Source organism: Dyella jejuensis (genome assembly GCF_044904675.1).
GTDB classification, from domain to species: Bacteria; Pseudomonadota; Gammaproteobacteria; order Xanthomonadales; family Rhodanobacteraceae; genus Dyella_B; species Dyella_B jejuensis.
This window is the reverse complement of the sequence record NZ_JADIKJ010000003.1, coordinates 59,714-79,493: the sequence shown is the minus strand read 5'-3', so window position 1 is coordinate 79,493 and position 19,780 is coordinate 59,714. Positions and strand designations below refer to the sequence as shown.

Sequence of the window (19,780 nt, the reverse complement as noted above, 5' to 3'; positions counted from 1 at the left end):
GACTTCGGCGGGATGCTTTCCCGCGCGCGGTGCACTAGAGTGCCGCGCTGATTTCGAAACGCGACCGGCCCGCACCCGGCGCTTGCCGACGAGAACCCCGATGACCCCATCGCCAGCCACCGCCGCCGTGCGGGTGCGCCGCGCCGAACTTTCCGACCTGGATGACCTGGTCGCGCTGGAGCAAGCTACTTTCGACAGCGACCGGGTCAGCCGTGCGCAGTTCCGCCGGCATCTGGACAGCGATTCGGCGCGCGTGCTGGTCGCCAGCGCCAACCGCCGCCGTTTCCTGGGCACGGCGCTGGTGTTCTTCCGCAAGGGCAGCCGCGTGGCGCGGCTTTACTCGATCGCCAGCCTGCCGGAAGCGCGTGGCAAGGGCGTGGGCACGGCGCTGGTCGACGCGGCCGAAGCCGCGGCTCGCCAACGCCGTTGCCAGGCCCTGCGGCTGGAGGTGCGCACCGACAACGCCAATGCCATCCGTCTGTATGAAGGCCTGGGCTATCGCCGCATTGGGTCTGTCGCGAAAGGCTTCTACGAAGACGGTTCGGATGCGTTCCGCTACGAAAAAACGCTCGCTTGACAAGCGTCCACGCCAGCCGCCAGCGGCTTCGCGCGTCGGCTCAGTCTCCCAGCGGCTGCCCGATGCGTTGCGCGGTCGCATCGTCCGGTCGCGCCACCAGGGCACCGCTGCGCATCAAGCCCACGGCGTAATGACCGCCGTCGACCAGCGGCAGGAACGCGCCGCTGCCGAAGACCGTATCCACTTCCGGCAGCCAGCGCGGGAACTGCTTTTTCAGATCGAGCAAGTCGCCCTGGCCGGCCTGGCTGAAATCGATCACCGTGCGTGGAGCATGCATTTCCTGGTTGGCATCGTCATAACGCCCGGAGACGCGATCGAGCCGATACAGCGGCGGCAGCCCTGCCAGCATGGCCGGCAGCTGCCATTTCAGGACCACGGCATCGACCTGGAAATCGTCGCCGGCGAGCATTACGTCGCGGGTGGCGCCGTCCGGCCAGGTCAAGGTCAGCGCCCAGCGCTGCGGCGACAGGATGCGCGAGTCGATCTGCACGACCGGTTCTTCTTCGCTGAGGAAGCGATAGCCGCGTAGGGAAACCGCCATGCCGGCCAGCAACACGCCTAGTGTGATGAAGATCAGCAGCAGCAGCGTGTGGCCGCCCGCAGCCAGATGCCGTCGCTCATGCACCCGCTGGCGCGCGGCCAGCAGCTGGAACAAGGCGAACAACAGGACCAGCGCAGCCAGGATACCCAGCAGGGTGGCCGGCAGACGTAACAATTCATTCCAGTTCATGAGGCACTCCCGAACTCCGCATATCCCTTGCGGCCAGGCGTGCATGATAAACGGTGTCGCCCTGACCGCTTGGCTATACTGCGGCCGATTCCCCAGGATGTTGCACCATGCGCCGATCGATCCTGCTGCTGCCGGCCTGCCTCGCCTTCGTCGCGCTTTCCGGCTGCGGCAACAAAGGCCCGTTGTATTACGTGCCGCCAACGCAGGCGGCCAAGCCCGTGCCCGCTCATGCCGCGACTGCCCACGCACCCGCGCATGCGGGCACGACGGAGGCGCCAGCCAGTTCGAGCAGCGTCACCACCGAACCGTTGCATGGAAGCTGATCGCGCGGCGCACGGCATGACTTTGCGTTTTTCCAAGATGCATGGCAGCGGCAATGATTTTGCCGTCATCGACAGCCGCGACCGGGCGCTTGCGCTGGATCCGGCGCTGATCCGCGCCATGGCCGACCGCCACACCGGCATCGGCTTCGACCAATTGTTGAGCGTGGAGCCTGCGCGCGATGGCACCAGCGCGTTTTATTACGGCATCTGGAACTCGGACGGCTCGCCTTCGGGACAATGTGGCAATGGCGTGCGCTGTGTCGCGGCCTGGCTCCATCGCGCGGGCGAACTGGAGCTGGGCGCAGCAGCACAGGTGCAGAGTCCGTCCGGACCGGTAACCGTGCGTCTGGTCGACGCCCATTGCGTAACGGTGGACATGGGCGAGCCGGTGTTCGAACCCGCAAGGCTGCCCTTTGATGCGCCGCAAGGCCGGGATCGCTACATGCTGGATGTCGACGGCCAGCCGCTGGAAATCGGCGCCGTGTCGATGGGCAATCCGCATGCCGTGGTCGCAGTGGGCGATCTCCAGGCACCGGCGCTGGAAAGGCTCGGTCCGGCGCTGACCAGGCACGCTCGGTTTGCTGAGGGCGTCAATGCCGGCTTCGTGCACAGGCTCAGTGCACGGCACGTGCGCCTGCGCGTGCATGAGCGCGGCGCGGGATGGACGCAAGCGTGCGGCACCGGCGCCTGTGCGGCGATGGCGGTTCTGCGCCAGCAAGGCGAAGTCGAGGCGTGCGTGCAGGTCGACCTGCCGGGCGGCAGCCTGCAGATCGACTGGGCCGGCCCTGGCGAACGGCTGTGGATGACCGGACCGGCCGCCTTTGTCTTCGAAGGCGAATGGCTGGATCAGTCACGCGGTGATTGATGCGCGGGCGCGTCCATCGCACACTCGGACCTGACAGTTGGCCGACCCCTGTTTTCGGCTCGAGGTTTCGCGCATGACCAATGCCCTGCTCGATGACACATTGAAAGCCGGTGACGTCGCCGCCTACCTGCGTCGGCATCCGGGTTTTCTCAGCGACTATCCCGAACTGGCGACGCTGCTGACCCTGCCACGCGAGCAGGGCGCGGTGGCTTCGCTGGCCGCCTACCAGCTGCAAGCGCTGCGCGAGAAGAACAGCGACCTGGAGCGCAAGCTTGGCGAACTGGCGGCGATCGCCGCCGAAAACGAACGCCTGATGCAGCGTGTGCATGATCTCAATCTCGCTGTCTTGCGCGCCCATACGCCCGCCGTCGCTGCACGCGCGGTGGTCGCCAGGCTGTCGGAGGATTTCGGCACCGACCAAGTTCGCCTGGTGTTGTTCGGCAGCCTCAGTCTGCCGCCGGCGGATTGGCTGCTATGCGAACCAGGCGGTCGCGGCGCCATGCCGGAATTCACCGATTTCCTTGCCCATCACGAGCCCATTTCGGGCCGGCTGTCGGCTGAACGCCTGCAGCGGCTGTTCGGCCAGCATGCGTCGGAAGTTCGCTCCGCTGCGGTGATGCCGCTTGGCGATCTGGGCCTGTTGGCGATCGGCAGCCACGACCCGGATCACTTCCAGCCCGGCATGGGCACCATGTTCCTGAAGATGATCGCCGCGACGCTCGCCGCAGCCTTGGCGCACCTGCAGGACGGCATCTGAACACGCGCGTGGAAGCACAAGGCCAGATCGATGCATGGCTGAATCGTTTAAGTCAGGAACGAAAGGCGTCGCCCCATACCATCGACGGTTATCGCCGGGACCTGGGCAAGCTGTTGCGCTACATGGAAGCGCAACAGATTACGTCGTTCGAGCAGCTTCACCCGCATCGCATGCGCACATTCATCGCGACCGAGCACCGCATGGGCTTGTCGCCGAAGAGCCTGCAGCGCCTGCTTTCCTCCTGCCGCAGTTTGTTCCGGCAGTTGACCCGCGAAGGTTTGCTCACGCACGACCCGCTCGCCAGCGTGCGCGGTCCCAAAGTACATCGCAAGTTGCCGCAGGTATTGGACGTGGACGAAGCCGCCGCGCTGGTGGAGGGCGACGGCGGCGATGATGGGCTAGGTGTGCGCGATCGCGCGATGCTGGAGCTGTTCTACTCGTCCGGCCTGCGCCTGTCGGAACTGGTCGGTCTGCATTGGCTGGATCTGGATCTGGAAGCCGGCGAAGTGCGTGTCCTGGGCAAGGGCCGCAAGACGCGCATCGTACCGGTGGGACGGCACGCCGTGGCGGCGCTGCGCGCGCTGGGCGACGCACAAGAGCGGGAGCCGTCATCGCCGGTATTTCGCGGCCGTAACGGTGCCCCCATCAGCCCCCGCACGGTGCAGGCACGCATGAAGACGCTCGCCCTGCGCCAGGGCTTCGCCAAGCATGTGCATCCGCATCTGCTGCGGCATACGTTCGCCAGCCACATGCTGGAATCGTCCGGTGATCTGCGCGCGGTGCAGGAGCTGCTGGGCCACGCCGACATCGCCACCACGCAGATCTATACCCATCTCGATTTCCAGCACCTGGCCAAGGTCTATGACGCGGCGCATCCCCGGGCACGCAAGCGCGCCGGACGCAGCGATTCAAGCGATGGCACGCCATGACCGGTTAAGTCCACGGTTTTTCCGGCCATCCATTGAACCGTTTCGCTGCTGTCCCCACGTGAAGCACTCGTACCCACGCGGAGATATCCATGGAATCGTTCCACGCCACCACCATCGTCTCGGTGCGCCGGCACGGCCGCATCGTCATCGGCGGGGATGGACAAGTCACGCTGGGCAATACCGTGATGAAGGCCAATGCGCGCAAGATCCGCCGGCTCGGCAAGGGCGATGTCCTGGCCGGCTTTGCCGGGGCCACCGCCGATGCGTTCACGCTGTTCGAACTGTTCGAGCAAAAGCTGGACAAGCACAGCGGCAACCTTACCCGTGCCGCCGTGGAAATGGCCAAGGAATGGCGCACCGACCGCCGCCTCGGCCGGCTTGAAGCCATGCTGGCCGTGGCTGACAAGGAAGCCTCGCTGCTGATCTCCGGCAATGGCGATGTGCTCGAACCCGAGCACGGCCTGATTGCCATCGGTTCCGGCGGTCCTTACGCGCAGTCAGCTGCGCTGGCGCTGATGGAGAACACCGAACTCGATGCACGCGCCATCGTGGAGCGCGCATTGAAGATCGCGGGCGACATCTGCATCTACACCAACCACAACACCACCATCGAAGAGCTTTGATCGAAGGCCCGGCGTTGGAGCGCCCTGCGCCGGTCTGCTTGCTCTTTCCATGCCCGATTCACTTCCCGGTTCCCCCGACCCATGTCCGAACTCACTCCCCGCGAAATCGTCAACGAACTCGATCGCTACATCATCGGCCAGCATGACGCCAAGCGCGCCGTTGCCATCGCGCTGCGCAACCGCTGGCGTCGCATGCAGCTGGAACCGGCGTTGCGCGAAGAGGTGACGCCGAAGAACATCCTGATGATCGGCCCCACCGGCGTGGGCAAGACCGAAATCGCGCGCCGCCTTGCCACCCTGGCCAATGCGCCGTTCGTGAAAGTGGAAGCGACCAAGTTCACCGAGGTCGGGTATGTTGGCAAAGACGTGGAATCGATCGTGCGCGATCTCGCCGACGTGGCCTACAAACTCACTCGCGAGCAGGCCATGAAGCGTGTGCGCACACAGGCTGAGGACAGTGCGGAAGACCGCATTCTCGACGCGCTGCTGCCGCGCCGGCAAGCACCGAACGACTGGAGCCACGATCCCGCACCCGTCACCTCGATCGACAGCGATACCCGCCAGAAACTCCGCAAGCAGTTGCGCGAGGGTGCGCTGGACGATCGCGAGATCGAACTCGATGTAAACATGAACGTAGGCGTGGAGATCATGTCGCCACCCGGCATGGAGGAAATGGGTCAGCAGCTGCGCCAGATGTTCCAGAACCTCGGTGGCGGCAAGACCCAGAAGCGCAAGCTGGCCATCAGGGCCGCGCGTCCATTGCTGATCGAGGAAGAAGCCTCGCGCCTGCTCAATGACGAGGAAGTGCGCGCCCAGGCGATGGAGGCTGCCGAGCAGAACGGCATCGTGTTCATCGACGAGATCGACAAAGTCGCGCAGCGTTCCGAATGGGGCGGGGCGGGCGTCAGCCGCGAAGGGGTGCAGCGCGACCTGCTGCCGCTGGTGGAAGGTTCGACGGTGTCGACCAAGTACGGCCCGATCAAGACCGACCACATGCTCTTCATTGCCTCGGGCGCGTTCTCGCTGGCCAAGCCGTCGGACCTGATTCCGGAGTTGCAGGGCCGCCTGCCGATTCGCGTGGAACTGTCCGCACTATCGGTAGAGGACTTCAAACGGATCTTGCGCGAGCCGCACAACGCGCTCACCAAACAGTACGTCGCGCTGCTGGGTACCGAGGGCGTGACCCTGAAGTTCGAGGAATCCGGTATCGACCGCTTGGCCGAGGTCGCCTATCAGGTGAACGAGCGAACCGAGAACATCGGTGCCCGCCGATTGCATACGGTGATGGAACGGCTGCTGGAGCGCATTTCCTATGAAGCTGCCGATAAATCCGGTGAAAATTACCTGATCAACGCCGAATATGTCGATAAAAACCTTGGCGGCCTGGTCAAGGATGAAGACCTGAGCCGCTACATTCTCTAATCCGGGGTATTCCGCATAAATCTTTGTTAATAAAAGGAAATTTAGCCCATCGTCAGCACTTAGCGGGCTGTAAACAAAGCGACCGGACCCCCTCTGGTAAAATGTTTTCCATGGGTACGATCATTGAACTGAAAACCACCGGCCAGCGTGCGCAGCTTCGCGAGGCGCAACAGAAGCAGCAGCTGGTGCGGTTATGGCGCGGCGAACTCGAACACGGCAGCTTCTGCGGTTACGTGGGTAGCGTGGGTCGGGAATTTTTCCTGTTGTGGGTCGTCGGTGACGGCATCACCTACGACGGCATGTATGTGATGCGCCATCGCGACATCAGCGAACTGGAAGCGCCGGACAAGCACCAGCCTTTCATGGAAAAGGCCTTGACGTTGAAAAACCTGATACCCCATCCGCCACGCGGCTTCCCGCTGGACAGCATCCGCGAGGTGGTGCAGGCCGCCAGCACGATGGCGCCGGTAATCGGCGTGCACGTGGACAGCGAAGACGAGTCGGAAGTCTGCTACATCGGCCGTCTGGTCAGCATGGAAGAGGAAGGTTTCAACCTCCAGGAAATCACGCCGGATGCCGAGTGGCTGCGCGAACCTTCCTTCTTTGCCTGGGACGAAGTCTCCACGGTGACCATGGAAGACGGCTACGCGCAATCGTTGCTGGCGGTCGCCGGCGCTCCGCCTCCGTTGTTGCAGGGCGATTCCGGGGTCGGCCGGGCCCACTGACAAGTCATCATCATGAAGCCCGCCGCAAGGCGGGCTTCTTCGTCGGGATATCAGCGACCGAACAGGTGGCGACGAGCTTCCTCATCCGTGCGCGCGTCACGCTTGTCCTTGACGGTGTCGCCGATGGCGTAGGCACGCTTGGTCGCCGGACGATCACGGATGCGTTCGAACCAGCCTTTAAGATGCGGAAAATCCGCCAGCTGTATGCCCTGGTCTTCGTGCGAAACAGTCCATGGGTAAGCCGCCATGTCCGCGATGGTGTAATCCCGGCCCACGATGAAATCCCGGCCCTCCAGCCGCTTGTTCAGCACGCCATAAAGACGCTGCGTTTCGCGAACATAGCGGTCGATCGCATAGGGAATCTTTTCCGGCGCATAACGGTTGAAGTGGTGGTTTTGGCCCAGCATTGGCCCAAGCCCACCGACCTGCCAGAACAGCCATTCCATGACCGTGGTGCGCTCACGCAAGTCCGTGGGCAGGAAATGCCCCGTCTTCTCCGCCAGATAATGAAGGATGGCGCCCGACTCGAACACACTGATGGCCGCGCCACCGTCGGCCGGCGCCGTATCGACAATCGCCGGCATCCGGTTGTTGGGCGCGATTTTCAGGAACGCCGGTTCGAATTGCTCGCCCTTGCCGATGTTTACCGGCTTGATGGTATAGGGCACGCCGGCTTCTTCCAGGAACAACGTGATCTTGTGGCCGTTCGGCGTAGGCCAGTAATGCAGCTCGATCATGAGAAGACTCCATCGCGGAAACTCCATGCGTCGGGGTGGCGGCATGGCGTTTCAAGGCTCCTTTTTTGAAATTCCCATGCAGCCTGCGGTAAACGACCTATCGCTTGCGCCGTTTCCAATCCTGCCGGTCATCGGCAGATGCTTCACTTACGAACCTGGAGAACCGCATGCGTATCTTCGCCTCGCGTTTTGCCTTGCTGAGCCTGGCGCTCAGCACTCTTGCCCTAGCGCCAGTTGCCGGGGCACAGGACAGCGCGCCCGGCGCGGCAGATTCCTCTTCGGCCGGTCCGCAACATTTTGCGCCTGATCCACAGAAACAGGCGGCCCGGCTTACCAAGCGACTGGGCCTCAACGCCGATCAGTCCGCCAAGATCGTGGCGATCCTGCAAAACCATCAACAGCAGGCCGCGGCCGCGCGCGGCGATACGTCGCTCTCGCAGCAGGACCGTCGCGCCAGGCTACATGCCATTCAGCAGGAAGCCGCTTCACAGATCAATGCAGTGCTGACGCCCGAGCAGCAAACGCAATACGCTGCCATGAAGCAGAACATGAAGGATCGCTGGCAGCACGGGCATGATGGATCCAGCCCGCCTTCCGGCAACCCGGACGATGCATCCAACAACGGCGGTAACTGATCGTCTGTTGTCCATGCGTAGCGGACTTGCGCCGCTACGCATCGTTTGCAAGCTACCGCCGCAACGCTGCTGCCTTTACTCTCACGGCCATTATCGTTTTGCATTCTCGTGGGAGCACCATGACTCGTCTCGTCGTCGTCGGCAGCATCAACATGGATCTGGTTACCGTAGCGACGCGGTTTCCGGCCCCAGGCGAGACGTTGCTCGGCGAGCGCTTTTTATCCATGCACGGCGGCAAGGGCGGCAACCAGGCCGTCGCCGCCGCACGGCTGGGCGCCGAGGTACACATGGTGGGTGCGGTGGGTGACGATGCCTTTGCGCAACCCCTGGGTGAAACGCTGGCGATGGAAGGCATCGGATGCGAATACCTTGCGCGCATACCGGACTGCAGCAGCGGGACCGCGTCGATCACGGTATCCGGGGGCGAAAACCAGATCATCGTGGTCCCTGGCGCCAATGCCCGGCTCACGCCTACCCATATCGCGAATGCCAGCGACCTCATCGCCGCGGCAGATGCGGTGCTGGTGCAAATGGAAATCCCGCTGGAAACGGTGGAGGCAACGCTGCACACGGCACATCGGCAAGGCGTACCGGTCATTCTCAATCCGGCGCCGGCACAAACGCTGCCCGTGAAATGGTTGCAGCTCGCCCGCTACATCACGCCGAACCAACACGAACTGGCGCTATTGCTGGACGCCGATCCTTCCGCGGATTTCCACGAACTGATGCGCCGCGCGCCTTGTCCGGTAGTGCTCACGCGGGGCGCTGAAGGAGCGTGGTTTCGTGACGATGGCGAACCGCAGCACGAACCAGGGTTTGCGGTGGAAGCCGTGGACAGCACCGGCGCCGGCGATACATTCAACGCAGCCCTGGCCGTCTTTCTGCAAGAAGGTTTGGCCACCGCGGTGCGCAAGGCGTGCGCGGCAGCGGCCCTTTCGGTTACGAAGTTGGGTGCACGTGGCGGCATGCCACGTCTCGCCGAAGTCGATGCGCTGCTGGCACGGCAGCGTGATTGATTATTTGCCGATGCAAAACGAGCTGAAGATCGCTCCCAGCAAATCATCGCTGGTGTAAGTGCCGGTGATTTCGCCGAGGGCTTGCTGGGCCTGGCGCAATTCTTCGGCGGCGAGTTCGCCCGCACGAGTGTCGATAAGCATGCGAGCAGCGTGCTCCAACTGTCCACGGACTCTTTCCAGGGCAAATACGTGACGGCGGCGCGCGCTGAAAGCACCTTCTCCACTGCCGGCGCCGGCCAATTGCTTCAGGTGCTCGCGCAACGCTTCCAGGCCGGCGCCGGATTTCACGGAAAGCCATAGCCAATGATCCCTGCCACGCCATTCGACGCGCGGCAGGGCGCTGCCGAGATCAATTTTATTGATGACGATGACGTGTTCGACGGCAGTCGGCAGACCGCGCAGCCATGCCGCATCGGCCTGCACGTGTTGCTCATCGGTGACCAGAACCACGACATCGGCACGCTCGCGTTCGCTGTGCGCACGACGCACGCCTTCGCGTTCCACCGGATCATGGGTATCGCGCAGCCCTGCCGTATCGGCCAGTTCCAGCGTGATGCCGCCGAGGTTGATGCTTTCGCGCAGGACGTCGCGGGTCGTACCGGCGATATCGGTGACGATGGCGCGTTCGCTGCCGGCCAGTGCATTGAGCAAGCTGGATTTGCCGGCATTGGGCCGACCGACGATAGCCACGCGCAGTCCATCGTTCAATCGCACGCCGCGCTGCGCTTCGTGTAACAGATCCGCTAGTTGCGCGCGCAAGTTTTCCAGCTGCCGCGTTATGGCGGGATCGGCGAGGAAATCGATTTCTTCCTCGGGAAAATCGATCGCCGCTTCGATATGTACCCGCAACCCGACCAAGGCCTGGAGCAGGGCATCGACCTTGCGCGAAAACACGCCCTCCATCGATTGCATCGCGGCGCGTGCGCCGGCTTCGGATCTTGCGGCGATCAGGTCTGCCACCGCTTCGGCCTGGGCGAGATCGAGCTTGCCGTTGAGGAAAGCCCGCTCGGTAAATTCCCCTGGTCGCGCCAAGCGTGCGCCAAGTTCGCAAACACGTCGCAGCAAGGCATCGAGCAATACGACGCTGCCGTGTCCCTGTAGTTCAAGCACGTGCTCGCCGGTGTAGGAGGCCGGTGCCGGAAAATGCAGCAACAGGCCGCGGTCGATCAAGGCACCTCCCGCGTCGCGGAACGCCGCGAAGTGGGCATGGCGTGGTGCCGGTAGACGGCCAAGCAAGGTCAGTGCGATGGCTGGAACACGCGAGCCTGATACGCGCACTACGCCCACGCCCGCCGCGCCTGCGGCGCTGGCGATCGCGGCTATGGTCTCATCGTCCGGCTGGTGTGCAGTCATGGCGTATCAGCATAGCCGCGGCGGACGACGCATGGCCGTCCGCGCGGGTCGTCAAGCGGTCTTGGCCTGCGTCGCCTCGCTGCGACGGATGATCCACCACTGCTGCAGCAGGCGGGACAGTCCGTTAACCGCGTAGTAAAGCACCAGTCCCGATGGGAAGAACAGGAAGATCACCGCGAACATCAGCGGCATGAACTTCATCATCTTGGCCTGGGTGGGATCCATGCCGGCGGCTTGCGGCATCAGCCATTGCTGGGCGAGCATCACGACGGTATAGAGCACCGGCAGCACGAAGTACGGGTCGGCCGCGGATAGATCGTGGATCCAGCCGAAGAACGGCGCCTGGCGCAGCTCCACGCTGTCGCGCAACACATAGTAGAGGCCGTAGAAGATCGGGATGGTGATCACCAGGGGCAGGCAACCCGCCGCCGGATTGATCTTCTCCTTCTTGTACAGCTCCATCATCGCCTGCTGCATTTTCTGGCGATCGTCACCGTAGCGCTCTTTCAAGGCATCCATGCGCGGCTTGAGCTTGCGCATCTTGGCGGAAGATTCGAATTGCGCATTGGTGAACTTGAAGGTGACCAGGTTGATCAGCAGCACCAGCAGGATGATCGACACGCCCCAATTGCCGGTGAGCTTGTCCAGTTGCGCCAATACCCAGTGCAAGGGCTCGGCGAAGATCTTCAGCATGCCGTAGTCGATCGTCAGTTCCAGTCCGGGCGCGACGGTTTGCATCACGTCAGGCAGTTTGGGTCCCACGTACAACTGGGCGGTGCTGCTGGCTTGCTGGCCCGGCGCGATGCTGATCTGCGGACCGACGGCACGAATGACATAACGCGGTGCATTGCCCGTTTCGTTCACCATTGCGGTGGAAAAGGTGTCCGCTTCTTTCGTCGGCGGTATCCACGCGCCGAGGAAATATTGCTGCATCATCGCCACCCAGCCACCGGTGACCTGGTTCTGGAGCGGCTCCTTTTCGAACTTGTCGAAGGGCAGCTTGTTGAATTTCTGCTCCGGGCTGTACCACACGGCGCCGAAGAAGCCATAGCGCGACTGGTCGGAAATGCGTTGCAGGAAGTTGCTGTATACGGGCGCCGGACGATCAACGCGCAACAGCTGGCGATAGGCATTGCCATCCCATGACTTGCCACTGCCGTTGTCGATCTGCTGGTCCAGATCGATCGCGTAGCTGCCACGATGCAGGGTGTAGCGCTTGATCACCTTGACGCCGGACGGATCGGTCCAGGTAAGGTCAACGTTCAACGTATCCTGGCCGGAAGACAGTTCATAGCTGGCCTGGGCAGCCTGGAACACGGCGCGATGATCGGGCGCCGCGCCATCCGCGCTCACCAGTCCGCTCTGTGCAGCGAAATAGTCGCTGGCGTTGTCATCAAGCAAGCGGATCGGTGCCGGGTCTGGGTTCTTCTTCGTTCGCGGCGTCACCGGATACTTCAACAACTCCGAGCGAACGATGCTGCCACCGCGCGTATCGATGGTCAGGCGCAGGACATCGGTGGTCACCGTGATCAGCTGCGCCGCGACAGGCTCGCTGGTGCCGGCCGTGTTGGCGATCGTTGGCGTGGCAGCGGGCGTGGCGTCGCCGGTTACCGTTGCGGTTGATGTGCCGGCCACCTCGGCGGGAGGATGCGGTGCATAGTCCTGGTCCCAGGCCTGCCATAGCAGATAAGCGACAGCCAGCAAGGCGAACAGGAGGAAGGTGCGCGTTTGATTCATCGCGTAGCGATCCGGCGATAGGCACCGCTAAAGCGGGCCAGGAAGGTGGGAAAAAGGAAGTTCAGCACGCGATTGTGGAGGTGCCGCCCTCGCGCTTCAACGGCGGGAGCTTGCGCCAGAGCGCATCGAGTTCGGCCAGCAGGTCCGCGCCGGGGACCCCCGCAGCCTGTTCTCGGGCCATCACCACCAGATCGAGCGGAGGTAACTGGCTGCGAACGCGACGGAACGATTCGCGCAATAGGCGCTTGATGCGATTGCGCTCGACCGCGCGTTTGGAGACGCGCTTGGAGATAGCCAGCCCAAGCCGGGCATGGCCAAGTTCATTCTGTCGATAACGCACAGAAAAACAGCGGCCGCCGAGGCGGCCGCTGGCTTGACGCAAGACGGCAAAGTCACCAGCTCGGCGGATCCGCGCCTCGCGCGGTAGGCCGGCGGTGCCCATATGCGTATGCCGCTTATGGGATCAGGCGCTTGCGGCCCTTAGCGCGGCGAGCGCTAAGAATCTTGCGACCATCGGCCGTGGCCATGCGTGCACGAAAGCCGTGCGTGCGGGCGCGCTTGAGCTTGCTGGGCTGGAAGGTCCGCTTCATGGCTTCCTCCTAATGTAGGGGTGAAAAAGATTGGAGATTATGCGGAACCGGCATTGTTCCTGTCAAATGCCGGCTGCATGGAAACTTGTGGATATCCGTGTGGATAGTTGTCCTGTGCGTGCTGCTAGACTCTCCGGTCCACCCTGCGCGAAAGCGCCCCTGCTGTGGTTGAAAGTATCCATGAGTGACCTGTGGCGGCGCTGTCTGGAGCGTCTTGAAGGTGAGTTGAGCGCCGAAGACCTGCACACCTGGCTGATGCCGCTGCAGGCGCGCGATGACGCGGACGGCCTGCAACTTTACGCGCCTAATCCCTACACGTTGGATGCTGTTCGCGACCGTTACTTACCGCAAATTGAGGCAGTGCTGACACTGCTGAAAGGTCACAGCCTGGCCGTCCGGCTGGAAGTAGGGTCGAGCGCCATAGCGGCCGCCCATGCGCGGCCGATGCCCGGCAGCCGACCTGTCGCGGCGGTTGAACCACCGCCGGTCAACTTCAACCACAATCTCGATCCGCACTACACCTTCGAGACGTTTGTCGAAGGCAAATCCAATCAATTGGGCAAAGCCGCTGCCATGCAGGTAGCGCAGAACCCGGGCCGCGCATACAACCCGCTATTGCTGTACGGCGGCACCGGTCTGGGCAAAACGCACCTGATGCATGCGGCCGGCAACCTGATGCGCGAACACAATCCGAACTGCAAGGTGCTGTATTTGCGTTCGGAACAGTTCGTCGGTTCGATGATCGAAGCTCTGCGCACCAAAAGCATGGACGAATTCAAGCGTCGCTTTCGCTCGGTGGATGCGCTGCTGATCGACGATATCCAGTTCTTTGCGGGGAAAGACACAACGCAGGAAGAATTCTTCCATACATTCAATGCGTTGTTCGAATCCAAGCAGCAGATCATCCTGACCTGTGATCGTTATCCAAAAGAGGTCGACAAGCTCGAGCCGCGTCTTAAATCCCGCCTGGGCTGGGGCTTGTCAGTGGCGATCGAGCCGCCCGATTTCGAAACGCGCGCTGCCATCTTGCTGGCGAAGGCGCATGAAAAGGGGGTGGCCGTCAGCGAGAACGTGGCGATGTTGCTGGCCAAGCGCATCCGCTCCAACGTGCGCGACCTGGAAGGCGCGCTCAACACGCTTGCCGCACGCGCCAATTTCTACGGCAAGCCAATCACTACCGACTTCGCTGAAGAAACCTTGCGCGATCTGCTCGCTACGCACGCGCAAGCGGTCACCGTGCCGAACATTCAAAAGATCGTTGCCGACTATTTCAGCGTACGTTTGCAGGATTTGCTTTCCAAGCGCCGGGTGCGCTCGCTGGCTCGCCCTCGCCAGATCGCCATGGCGCTATCGAAAGAACTGACCGAGCACAGCCTGCCCGAAATCGGCGAAGCATTCGGTGGCCGTGACCACACGACGGTGCTGCATGCCTGCCGCACCATTCGCAAGCTTTGCGAAACCGATACCCGCATGCGGCAGGATTGGGAACAACTGATTCGTACCTTGACCGGCTGATCGTCGCAAGTTGCATAAGCGCTTGATAACCAGCAGGGTTTCCTGTGGATAATAGGGAACGATTCCGGGACACCGAAGTTATCCACTGGTAATACACCGGACGCAGGGGCTTCCAGACACCGGGGCAACTCGTTTAACCCAATGTTTCTAAAGCAAAATTTTGTGTTATCAAGTTATCCACCGCACCTGCTACAACCACTACTCTTCTTTTAAAAACAGAACTGCAGTATAGGGAAAGCACACACATGCAATTCAGCATCCAACGAGAAGCTCTGCTTAAACCCTTGCAGCAGGTGGTCGGAGTCGTCGAGCGTCGGCAAACGTTGCCTGTATTGGCCAATCTCCTCGTTCGCGTGAGTGACGGCACACTGTCTTTCACGGGTACTGATCTTGAAGTGGAAATGATTGCGTCTACCGAGGCCGAGAAGCTGGTGGATGGCGAGATCACCATCCCGGCACGCAAGTTGTTCGACATTGTTCGCGCGCTGCCAGATGGGGCGCGGATCGAGCTGAAGCTAAATGGCGACAGGATCGCGCTGAATGCCGGACGTAGTCGTTTCACGCTCGCAACGCTGCCTGCTACGGAATTTCCGACCATCGACGAGATCGAATTGGTCGAGCGCGTTACGCTTCCAGAAGATGTATTGCGCGACTTGATGGAGCGCACCGCATTTGCAATGGCTAACCAGGACGTTCGCTACTACCTCAATGGCATGCTCCTGGATTTGCAGGAGCATGCGCTACGTTGCGTCGCGACCGACGGACATCGCCTTGCCTTAAAAGAAACGCATCTGGAGAGCAAGGTTACCGCTCGGCGCCAGATCATCATTCCGCGCAAGGGCGTCAATGAATTGGTTGGTTTGCTGGAATCAGGCGATGGTTCCGTGGATCTCGAATTCGGTCGCAACCATCTTCGGGTGCGCCGGGGCCAGGTGGTCTTCACTTCCAAATTGATCGACGGCCGCTTTCCGGATTATGAAGCCGTGATTCCGTTGGGCGCGGACAAGAGAGCGACGCTGGATCGCGAAGTGTTGCGCGGTGCGCTGCAGCGTGCGGCCATTCTTTCAAATGAAAAATACCGAGGCGTCAAACTGGAATTCTCGCCCAACAAGCTGCGGATCGTGGCCCACAATCCGGAACAGGAAGAGGCGGTCGAAGAGGTGGAAGCGGAGACCGGCGTATCCGATCTTACGGTGGGCTTCAACGTTGGCTATTTGTTGGACGCGCTGGCGGCTCTGCGCGGTGAGAAAGCTCGCCTGAGCCTTCGCGATGCACAATCGAGCTGTCTCGTTCAGGAAGACGATAATGAGCAATCTCGCCATGTGATCATGCCTTTGCGGTTGTGATCGCATGTCCGATTTCAGCGTGCTCGGAATATCACGGCGCCGGAGCTCAATGCTTCGGCGTCTTCGTTTGGGGATGTCAATCCAATGAGGGTGGCGCGGCTGCAGCTTCATGGATTCCGTTGTATCAACGAAATGTCGGTCGATTTGCATCCGGGGTTCAACTTTTTGGTAGGTGCCAATGGCGCCGGTAAGACTTCGGTGCTGGAAGCTGTTTTCTTGCTTTCACACGGAAGATCGTTCCGCAGTGGTGCCCGGGAAGCATTGCTTCGCCGCGAATCTACCGAATTGGGCGTTTTTTCGACCATCAACCATGACGACGGCAGGATTGCGCGCCTGGGGCTTGGCCGGGCAGGGACTCGTTGGGAATCTCGATTGGATGGTCAATCGGTATCGCTAGGTCAGCTGATTCGAGAGTGCGCAGTGGTGTGCTTCGAACCGGGATCCCATGACTTGATTGCTGGGGCAGCTGAGGGGCGACGGCAATTTCTCGATTGGGGTGTGTTCCACGTGGAACAAGACTTTTTGCCTGCCTGGCGGCGTTATCAACGTGCCCTGAAGCAGCGAAATAGCTTGCTTCGCTCGAGCGCTCCGCTCGACGAAGAATTGTTCAGCCCCTGGGAGCTGGAACTTGCCCGTTCTGGAGCCGCCATTGATCAATGGCGGAAGGCTTATCTCGATGCGCTACTGCCATTTTTACGCGAACAGTCCGAACGGCTTCTGCCGGAACTTGGAGAAGTAGAGCTTCGTTACCGTCAAGGGTGGCCGGAGGGAGAAGACCTGGCTTCGGTCCTGGGTAGTCAGCGCACTAGAGACCAGGGAAGGGGGCATACAGGTTCCGGCGTTCACCGAGCCGACTGGACACTTTCATTTTCTCACGCACCACGGCGCGAACACCTGTCCAGGGGACAGGAAAAGCTCGTCGCGCTGGCCTGCGTACTCGCGCAGGCATGGTTGGATGCCTCCCGCCGCGGTGAATGGCCAATCGTTTGCCTCGACGACCTCGCGTCGGAGCTGGATGAGCGGCACCAGGCAGCGGTAGTCGATGGTCTGGCGGCAACCAAGGCCCAGCTCTTGATCACGGGTACCGAGCTGCCGCAGCCTTTGCGTCGGCTTGGGGCACATGTGTTCCACGTGGAACAGGGGCAATTGACGCCCCTGCTATAATTGCAAGGTTGCATCCAGCCCGGCTCCCTTGGCGCCATACCGGGCGGATTACCGGCGTCTGGACATGGTTATTGCATGAACGCATCCTACGATTCGAACAGCATCAAGGTACTCAAAGGCCTGGAGGCGGTGCGCAAGCGCCCCGGCATGTACATCGGCGATACCGATGACGGCACCGGCCTTCATCACATGGTGTTCGAAGTCGTAGATAACTCCATCGACGAAGCGTTGGCCGGTTATTGCGACCGGGTCATTGTCACCATCCACGACGACGGCTCGGTCAGCGTGATCGACAACGGCCGCGGTATTCCAGTGGATATGCATGCGGAAGAGGGCCGCTCCACTGCCGAAGTAGTGATGACCGTACTGCACGCCGGTGGCAAGTTCGACGCAAACTCATACAAGGTATCGGGTGGCCTGCATGGCGTCGGCGTATCGGTGGTGAATGCGCTGAGCGAACATCTCTGGCTAACCATTTATCGCGACGGCCACGAATACCAGCAGGAATATTCGCTGGGTGAACCGCTATATCCCGTAAAGATGATCGGCCCTTCGGACCGGCGCGGCACGACCGTGCGGTTCCTGCCGAGCCCGCAGACATTCACCCATATTGAATTTCACTACGACGTACTAGCTAAGCGTCTGCGCGAATTGGCCTTCCTCAATTCAGGCGTCACGATCGAACTACGCGACGAACGCGGGGAGGGGCGCCAGGATACGTTCGCCTACGAAGGTGGCATTCGTTCCTTTGTGCAGCATTTGGCCCAGCTCAAGACCGCACTGCATCCGAACGTCATCAGCCTGAGTGCGCAACAGGACGGCATCACGGTCGAACTGGCCATGCAATGGACCGACTCCTACCAGGAGACGATGTTCTGCTTCACCAACAACATTCCCCAGCGCGATGGTGGTACTCATCTCACTGGTTTTCGCGCTGCACTGACACGTGCGATCCAGGCGTACATCGAGAAAGAGGGACTGGCCAAGAGCGCCAAGGTGACGTTGTCGGGCGATGACATGCGCGAAGGCATGATCGCCGTGCTGTCCGTGAAGGTGCCCGATCCCAAGTTCTCATCCCAGACCAAGGACAAACTCGTTTCGTCCGAGGTAAAGACCGTGGTCGAACAAGTCGTCTACGAGAAACTGGGAGAATTCCTGCTCGAGCATCCGAACGAAGCGAAGGCGATCGCTTCCAAGGTGGTTGATGCTGCGCGCGCGCGCGAAGCCGCCCGCAAGGCGCGCGAAATGACGCGCCGCAAGGGGGCGCTTGATATCGCTGGTTTGCCGGGCAAATTGGCCGATTGCCAGGAAAAGGATCCCTCGCTATGCGAATTGTTCCTGGTCGAGGGTGATTCGGCAGGTGGCTCAGCCAAGCAAGGCCGCAATCGCAAGACGCAGGCAGTGTTGCCGTTGAAGGGCAAGATCCTCAATGTGGAAAAGGCCCGCTTCGACAAAATGCTGTCGTCCGCGGAAGTCGGGACCCTGATTACGGCGCTGGGCACCGGTATCGGCAAAGAAGACTACAACCCGGACAAGCTGCGCTATCACCGCATCATCATCATGACCGACGCGGACGTGGACGGTTCGCATATCCGTACCCTGCTGCTCACCTTTTTCTACCGTCAGATGCCCGACTTGATCGAGCGCGGGCACGTCTACATTGGCCTGCCCCCCCTGTATAAACTCAAGCAGGGCAAGCAGGAGCTCTATCTGAAAGATGACACGGCGCTCAACGCCTACCTGATCTCCAGCGCCGTGGATAATGCCGAACTGATTTACGCCACGAACGCACCGCCGATCAGCGGTGAAGCCCTGGAAAAGCTTTTGCGCGATTACCAGGGCGCATTGGATCAAATCGGCCGTTTGAGCCACCGCTTCGACGCGAACGTGCTTACTGCCATGCTTGAGCATCCGGCGATAGAAGCCGAGCAGTGGAACGACCCGGCTGCGATGCAGACCTGGCTCGATGGCATCGCCCTGAACCTGGCCGCCAGCGGCTTGGGCAAGCCGCGTTATCGGCTATCCCTACGCCCGGCACACGGCGAACAGCCCGCTGCGATCGAAGTGGTGCGCGACCAGCATGGGCTAAGCCATACATGGTTGTTGCCTCAACCTTTCTTCAGCGGTTCGGAATTTCGTCCCATTCTTGCCGCCAGCCAGCAGCTGGCCGGCTTGGTCCAGGCCGATGCTGTCGTTCGTCGCGGCAACGCCTCACGCGGAGTGCTTCGCTTTGCGGAAGTGCGTAGCTGGCTGCTCGATGAGGCCAAGAAGGGACGCTCTATCCAGCGCTTCAAGGGCTTGGGCGAAATGAATCCGGAGCAACTTTGGGAAACGACGGTCAATCCCGATACTCGCCGCATGCTGCAGGTAGGCGTCGAGGATGCTATCGCGGCTGATCAGATGTTCTCGATGTTGATGGGCGAGGCAGTCGAGCCGCGCCGCGATTTCATCGAAGCCAATGCGCTCAAAGTCGCGAACCTGGATATCTGATCCAGCGGTCCGGCTACGGCATGGAGCCGTAACCGGATCGTTTTGCATTGTTGCGCTAACGCATTAATACAGACCTATGGGTCTATACGCTCTCCTCACGGCTATCCCAACATTCTGCCTGCGAGCGCGATCCGCGCTTTAGCAGGAAAATGCGGCGGCGTATGGATGCGCTCGCATAAGTTATTGATTTAAATGGGCCTTTCATGCCGCATTGCAGCTTGTTATCGATAGTCGGCTCGGGTTAAT

At 61.3% G+C, this 19,780-nt stretch carries 20 protein-coding genes; 14 read left to right on the top strand and 6 right to left on the bottom strand.

Annotated elements, in window-relative coordinates; genetic code table 11:
• Window positions 1-100: 100 nt before the first annotated feature.
• Entirely contained in the window at window positions 101-577 is a 477-nt protein-coding gene (locus ISP15_RS04300; RefSeq protein WP_404545488.1) for a GNAT family N-acetyltransferase, read from the top strand.
• 40 nt (window positions 578-617) lie between these two features.
• Here ISP15_RS04300 and ISP15_RS04295 read toward each other — a convergent pair whose 3' ends face one another.
• Window positions 618-1,307, bottom strand: a complete 690-nt coding sequence (locus tag ISP15_RS04295) for a hypothetical protein (protein ID WP_404545486.1) — start codon at window positions 1,305-1,307, stop codon at window positions 618-620.
• Window positions 1,308-1,414: 107 nt separating this feature from the next.
• Between ISP15_RS04295 and lptM the strand changes: the two genes are divergently transcribed.
• The 7 genes from lptM (at window position 1,415) to ISP15_RS04260 (ending at window position 6,951) form a co-directional block, all read left to right on the top strand.
• Window positions 1,415-1,630 (top strand): LPS translocon maturation chaperone LptM, encoded by a 216-nt coding sequence (lptM, locus tag ISP15_RS04290; RefSeq protein WP_404545484.1) that lies wholly within the window; start codon window positions 1,415-1,417, stop codon window positions 1,628-1,630.
• A 16-nt stretch (window positions 1,631-1,646) separates the two neighbouring features.
• On the top strand, window positions 1,647-2,495 hold the full coding sequence (dapF, locus tag ISP15_RS04285) for a diaminopimelate epimerase (protein WP_404545710.1): 849 nt from the start codon (window positions 1,647-1,649) through the stop codon (window positions 2,493-2,495).
• 73 nt (window positions 2,496-2,568) lie between these two features.
• On the top strand, window positions 2,569-3,252 hold the full coding sequence (locus tag ISP15_RS04280; protein ID WP_404545482.1) for a DUF484 family protein: 684 nt from the start codon (window positions 2,569-2,571) through the stop codon (window positions 3,250-3,252).
• 8 nt (window positions 3,253-3,260) lie between these two features.
• The gene (xerC, locus tag ISP15_RS04275) at window positions 3,261-4,181 is read left to right on the top strand and encodes a tyrosine recombinase XerC (protein ID WP_404545481.1); all 921 of its coding nucleotides are present in this window, start codon (window positions 3,261-3,263) and stop codon (window positions 4,179-4,181) included.
• 89 nt (window positions 4,182-4,270) lie between these two features.
• Window positions 4,271-4,804 carry an ATP-dependent protease subunit HslV gene (hslV, locus tag ISP15_RS04270; RefSeq protein WP_404545479.1) on the top strand — a complete coding sequence of 178 codons (534 nt, stop codon included), beginning with the start codon at window positions 4,271-4,273 and terminating at the stop codon, window positions 4,802-4,804.
• 81 nt (window positions 4,805-4,885) lie between these two features.
• Complete coding sequence (hslU, locus tag ISP15_RS04265) at window positions 4,886-6,226, top strand: ATP-dependent protease ATPase subunit HslU (RefSeq protein WP_404545477.1); 1,341 nt, start codon at window positions 4,886-4,888, stop codon at window positions 6,224-6,226.
• A 110-nt stretch (window positions 6,227-6,336) separates the two neighbouring features.
• Entirely contained in the window at window positions 6,337-6,951 is a 615-nt protein-coding gene (locus ISP15_RS04260) for a hypothetical protein (protein ID WP_404545475.1), read from the top strand.
• A gap of 50 nt (window positions 6,952-7,001) precedes the next feature.
• On the opposite strand, the gene ISP15_RS04255 is transcribed toward ISP15_RS04260, so the two are convergent.
• Window positions 7,002-7,688: a glutathione binding-like protein gene (locus ISP15_RS04255; protein ID WP_404545473.1), complete on the bottom strand. Its 687-nt coding sequence runs from the start codon at window positions 7,686-7,688 to the stop codon at window positions 7,002-7,004.
• 167 nt (window positions 7,689-7,855) lie between these two features.
• Here ISP15_RS04255 and ISP15_RS04250 point away from each other — a divergent pair, with 167 nt between their 5' ends.
• On the top strand, window positions 7,856-8,323 hold the full coding sequence (locus tag ISP15_RS04250; protein ID WP_404545471.1) for a hypothetical protein: 468 nt from the start codon (window positions 7,856-7,858) through the stop codon (window positions 8,321-8,323).
• Between the two features lie 119 nt (window positions 8,324-8,442).
• Window positions 8,443-9,339, top strand: a complete 897-nt coding sequence (rbsK, locus tag ISP15_RS04245; RefSeq protein WP_404545469.1) for a ribokinase — start codon at window positions 8,443-8,445, stop codon at window positions 9,337-9,339.
• Here the strand turns inward: rbsK and mnmE are convergent, their stop codons facing one another.
• From mnmE to rpmH, 4 genes are all read right to left on the bottom strand, one after another.
• The gene (gene mnmE, locus ISP15_RS04240; protein WP_404545467.1) at window positions 9,340-10,692 is read right to left on the bottom strand and encodes a tRNA uridine-5-carboxymethylaminomethyl(34) synthesis GTPase MnmE; all 1,353 of its coding nucleotides are present in this window, start codon (window positions 10,690-10,692) and stop codon (window positions 9,340-9,342) included. It abuts the gene before it with no gap.
• 51 nt (window positions 10,693-10,743) lie between these two features.
• On the bottom strand, window positions 10,744-12,429 hold the full coding sequence (gene yidC, locus ISP15_RS04235; protein ID WP_404545465.1) for a membrane protein insertase YidC: 1,686 nt from the start codon (window positions 12,427-12,429) through the stop codon (window positions 10,744-10,746).
• A gap of 61 nt (window positions 12,430-12,490) precedes the next feature.
• Window positions 12,491-12,871 (bottom strand): ribonuclease P protein component, encoded by a 381-nt coding sequence (rnpA, locus tag ISP15_RS04230; RefSeq protein ID WP_404545464.1) that lies wholly within the window; start codon window positions 12,869-12,871, stop codon window positions 12,491-12,493.
• Between the two features lie 13 nt (window positions 12,872-12,884).
• Window positions 12,885-13,019: a 50S ribosomal protein L34 gene (gene rpmH / locus ISP15_RS04225; protein WP_049621303.1), complete on the bottom strand. Its 135-nt coding sequence runs from the start codon at window positions 13,017-13,019 to the stop codon at window positions 12,885-12,887.
• Between the two features lie 180 nt (window positions 13,020-13,199).
• Here rpmH and dnaA point away from each other — a divergent pair, with 180 nt between their 5' ends.
• The 4 genes from dnaA to gyrB all read left to right on the top strand — a co-directional run bounded on the left by dnaA (window position 13,200) and on the right by gyrB (window position 19,534).
• Window positions 13,200-14,534 (top strand): chromosomal replication initiator protein DnaA, encoded by a 1,335-nt coding sequence (gene dnaA / locus ISP15_RS04220; RefSeq protein ID WP_404545461.1) that lies wholly within the window; start codon window positions 13,200-13,202, stop codon window positions 14,532-14,534.
• Between the two features lie 245 nt (window positions 14,535-14,779).
• Window positions 14,780-15,880, top strand: a complete 1,101-nt coding sequence (gene dnaN / locus ISP15_RS04215; RefSeq protein WP_404545460.1) for a DNA polymerase III subunit beta — start codon at window positions 14,780-14,782, stop codon at window positions 15,878-15,880.
• 84 nt (window positions 15,881-15,964) lie between these two features.
• Window positions 15,965-17,044, top strand: coding sequence for a DNA replication/repair protein RecF (gene recF / locus ISP15_RS04210; protein WP_404545459.1), 1,080 nt, complete (start codon window positions 15,965-15,967; stop codon window positions 17,042-17,044).
• Window positions 17,045-17,119: 75 nt separating this feature from the next.
• Window positions 17,120-19,534 (top strand): DNA topoisomerase (ATP-hydrolyzing) subunit B, encoded by a 2,415-nt coding sequence (gene gyrB, locus ISP15_RS04205; protein WP_404545457.1) that lies wholly within the window; start codon window positions 17,120-17,122, stop codon window positions 19,532-19,534.
• Window positions 19,535-19,780: the final 246 nt, after the last annotated feature.

Excerpts from the sequence above, each read along its gene's own strand:
- hslV (WP_404545479.1), top strand. The coding sequence starts at position 4,271 with ATGGAATCGTTCCACGCCACCACCATCGTCTCGGTGCGCCGGCACGGC.
- ISP15_RS04280 (WP_404545482.1), top strand. The coding sequence starts at position 2,569 with ATGACCAATGCCCTGCTCGATGACACATTGAAAGCCGGTGACGTCGCC.
- yidC (WP_404545465.1), bottom strand. The coding sequence starts at position 12,429 with ATGAATCAAACGCGCACCTTCCTCCTGTTCGCCTTGCTGGCTGTCGCT.
- dnaN (WP_404545460.1), top strand. The coding sequence starts at position 14,780 with ATGCAATTCAGCATCCAACGAGAAGCTCTGCTTAAACCCTTGCAGCAG.
- recF (WP_404545459.1), top strand. The coding sequence starts at position 15,965 with ATGAGGGTGGCGCGGCTGCAGCTTCATGGATTCCGTTGTATCAACGAA.
- ISP15_RS04260 (WP_404545475.1), top strand. The coding sequence starts at position 6,337 with ATGGGTACGATCATTGAACTGAAAACCACCGGCCAGCGTGCGCAGCTT.
- ISP15_RS04250 (WP_404545471.1), top strand. The coding sequence starts at position 7,856 with ATGCGTATCTTCGCCTCGCGTTTTGCCTTGCTGAGCCTGGCGCTCAGC.
- lptM (WP_404545484.1), top strand. The coding sequence starts at position 1,415 with ATGCGCCGATCGATCCTGCTGCTGCCGGCCTGCCTCGCCTTCGTCGCG.
- ISP15_RS04295 (WP_404545486.1), bottom strand. The coding sequence starts at position 1,307 with ATGAACTGGAATGAATTGTTACGTCTGCCGGCCACCCTGCTGGGTATC.
- rnpA (WP_404545464.1), bottom strand. The coding sequence starts at position 12,871 with ATGGGCACCGCCGGCCTACCGCGCGAGGCGCGGATCCGCCGAGCTGGT.
- ISP15_RS04255 (WP_404545473.1), bottom strand. The coding sequence starts at position 7,688 with ATGATCGAGCTGCATTACTGGCCTACGCCGAACGGCCACAAGATCACG.
- ISP15_RS04300 (WP_404545488.1), top strand. The coding sequence starts at position 101 with ATGACCCCATCGCCAGCCACCGCCGCCGTGCGGGTGCGCCGCGCCGAA.
- rbsK (WP_404545469.1), top strand. The coding sequence starts at position 8,443 with ATGACTCGTCTCGTCGTCGTCGGCAGCATCAACATGGATCTGGTTACC.
- rpmH (WP_049621303.1), bottom strand. The coding sequence starts at position 13,019 with ATGAAGCGGACCTTCCAGCCCAGCAAGCTCAAGCGCGCCCGCACGCAC.
- dapF (WP_404545710.1), top strand. The coding sequence starts at position 1,647 with ATGACTTTGCGTTTTTCCAAGATGCATGGCAGCGGCAATGATTTTGCC.
- hslU (WP_404545477.1), top strand. The coding sequence starts at position 4,886 with ATGTCCGAACTCACTCCCCGCGAAATCGTCAACGAACTCGATCGCTAC.
- gyrB (WP_404545457.1), top strand. The coding sequence starts at position 17,120 with ATGAACGCATCCTACGATTCGAACAGCATCAAGGTACTCAAAGGCCTG.
- dnaA (WP_404545461.1), top strand. The coding sequence starts at position 13,200 with ATGAGTGACCTGTGGCGGCGCTGTCTGGAGCGTCTTGAAGGTGAGTTG.
- mnmE (WP_404545467.1), bottom strand. The coding sequence starts at position 10,692 with ATGACTGCACACCAGCCGGACGATGAGACCATAGCCGCGATCGCCAGC.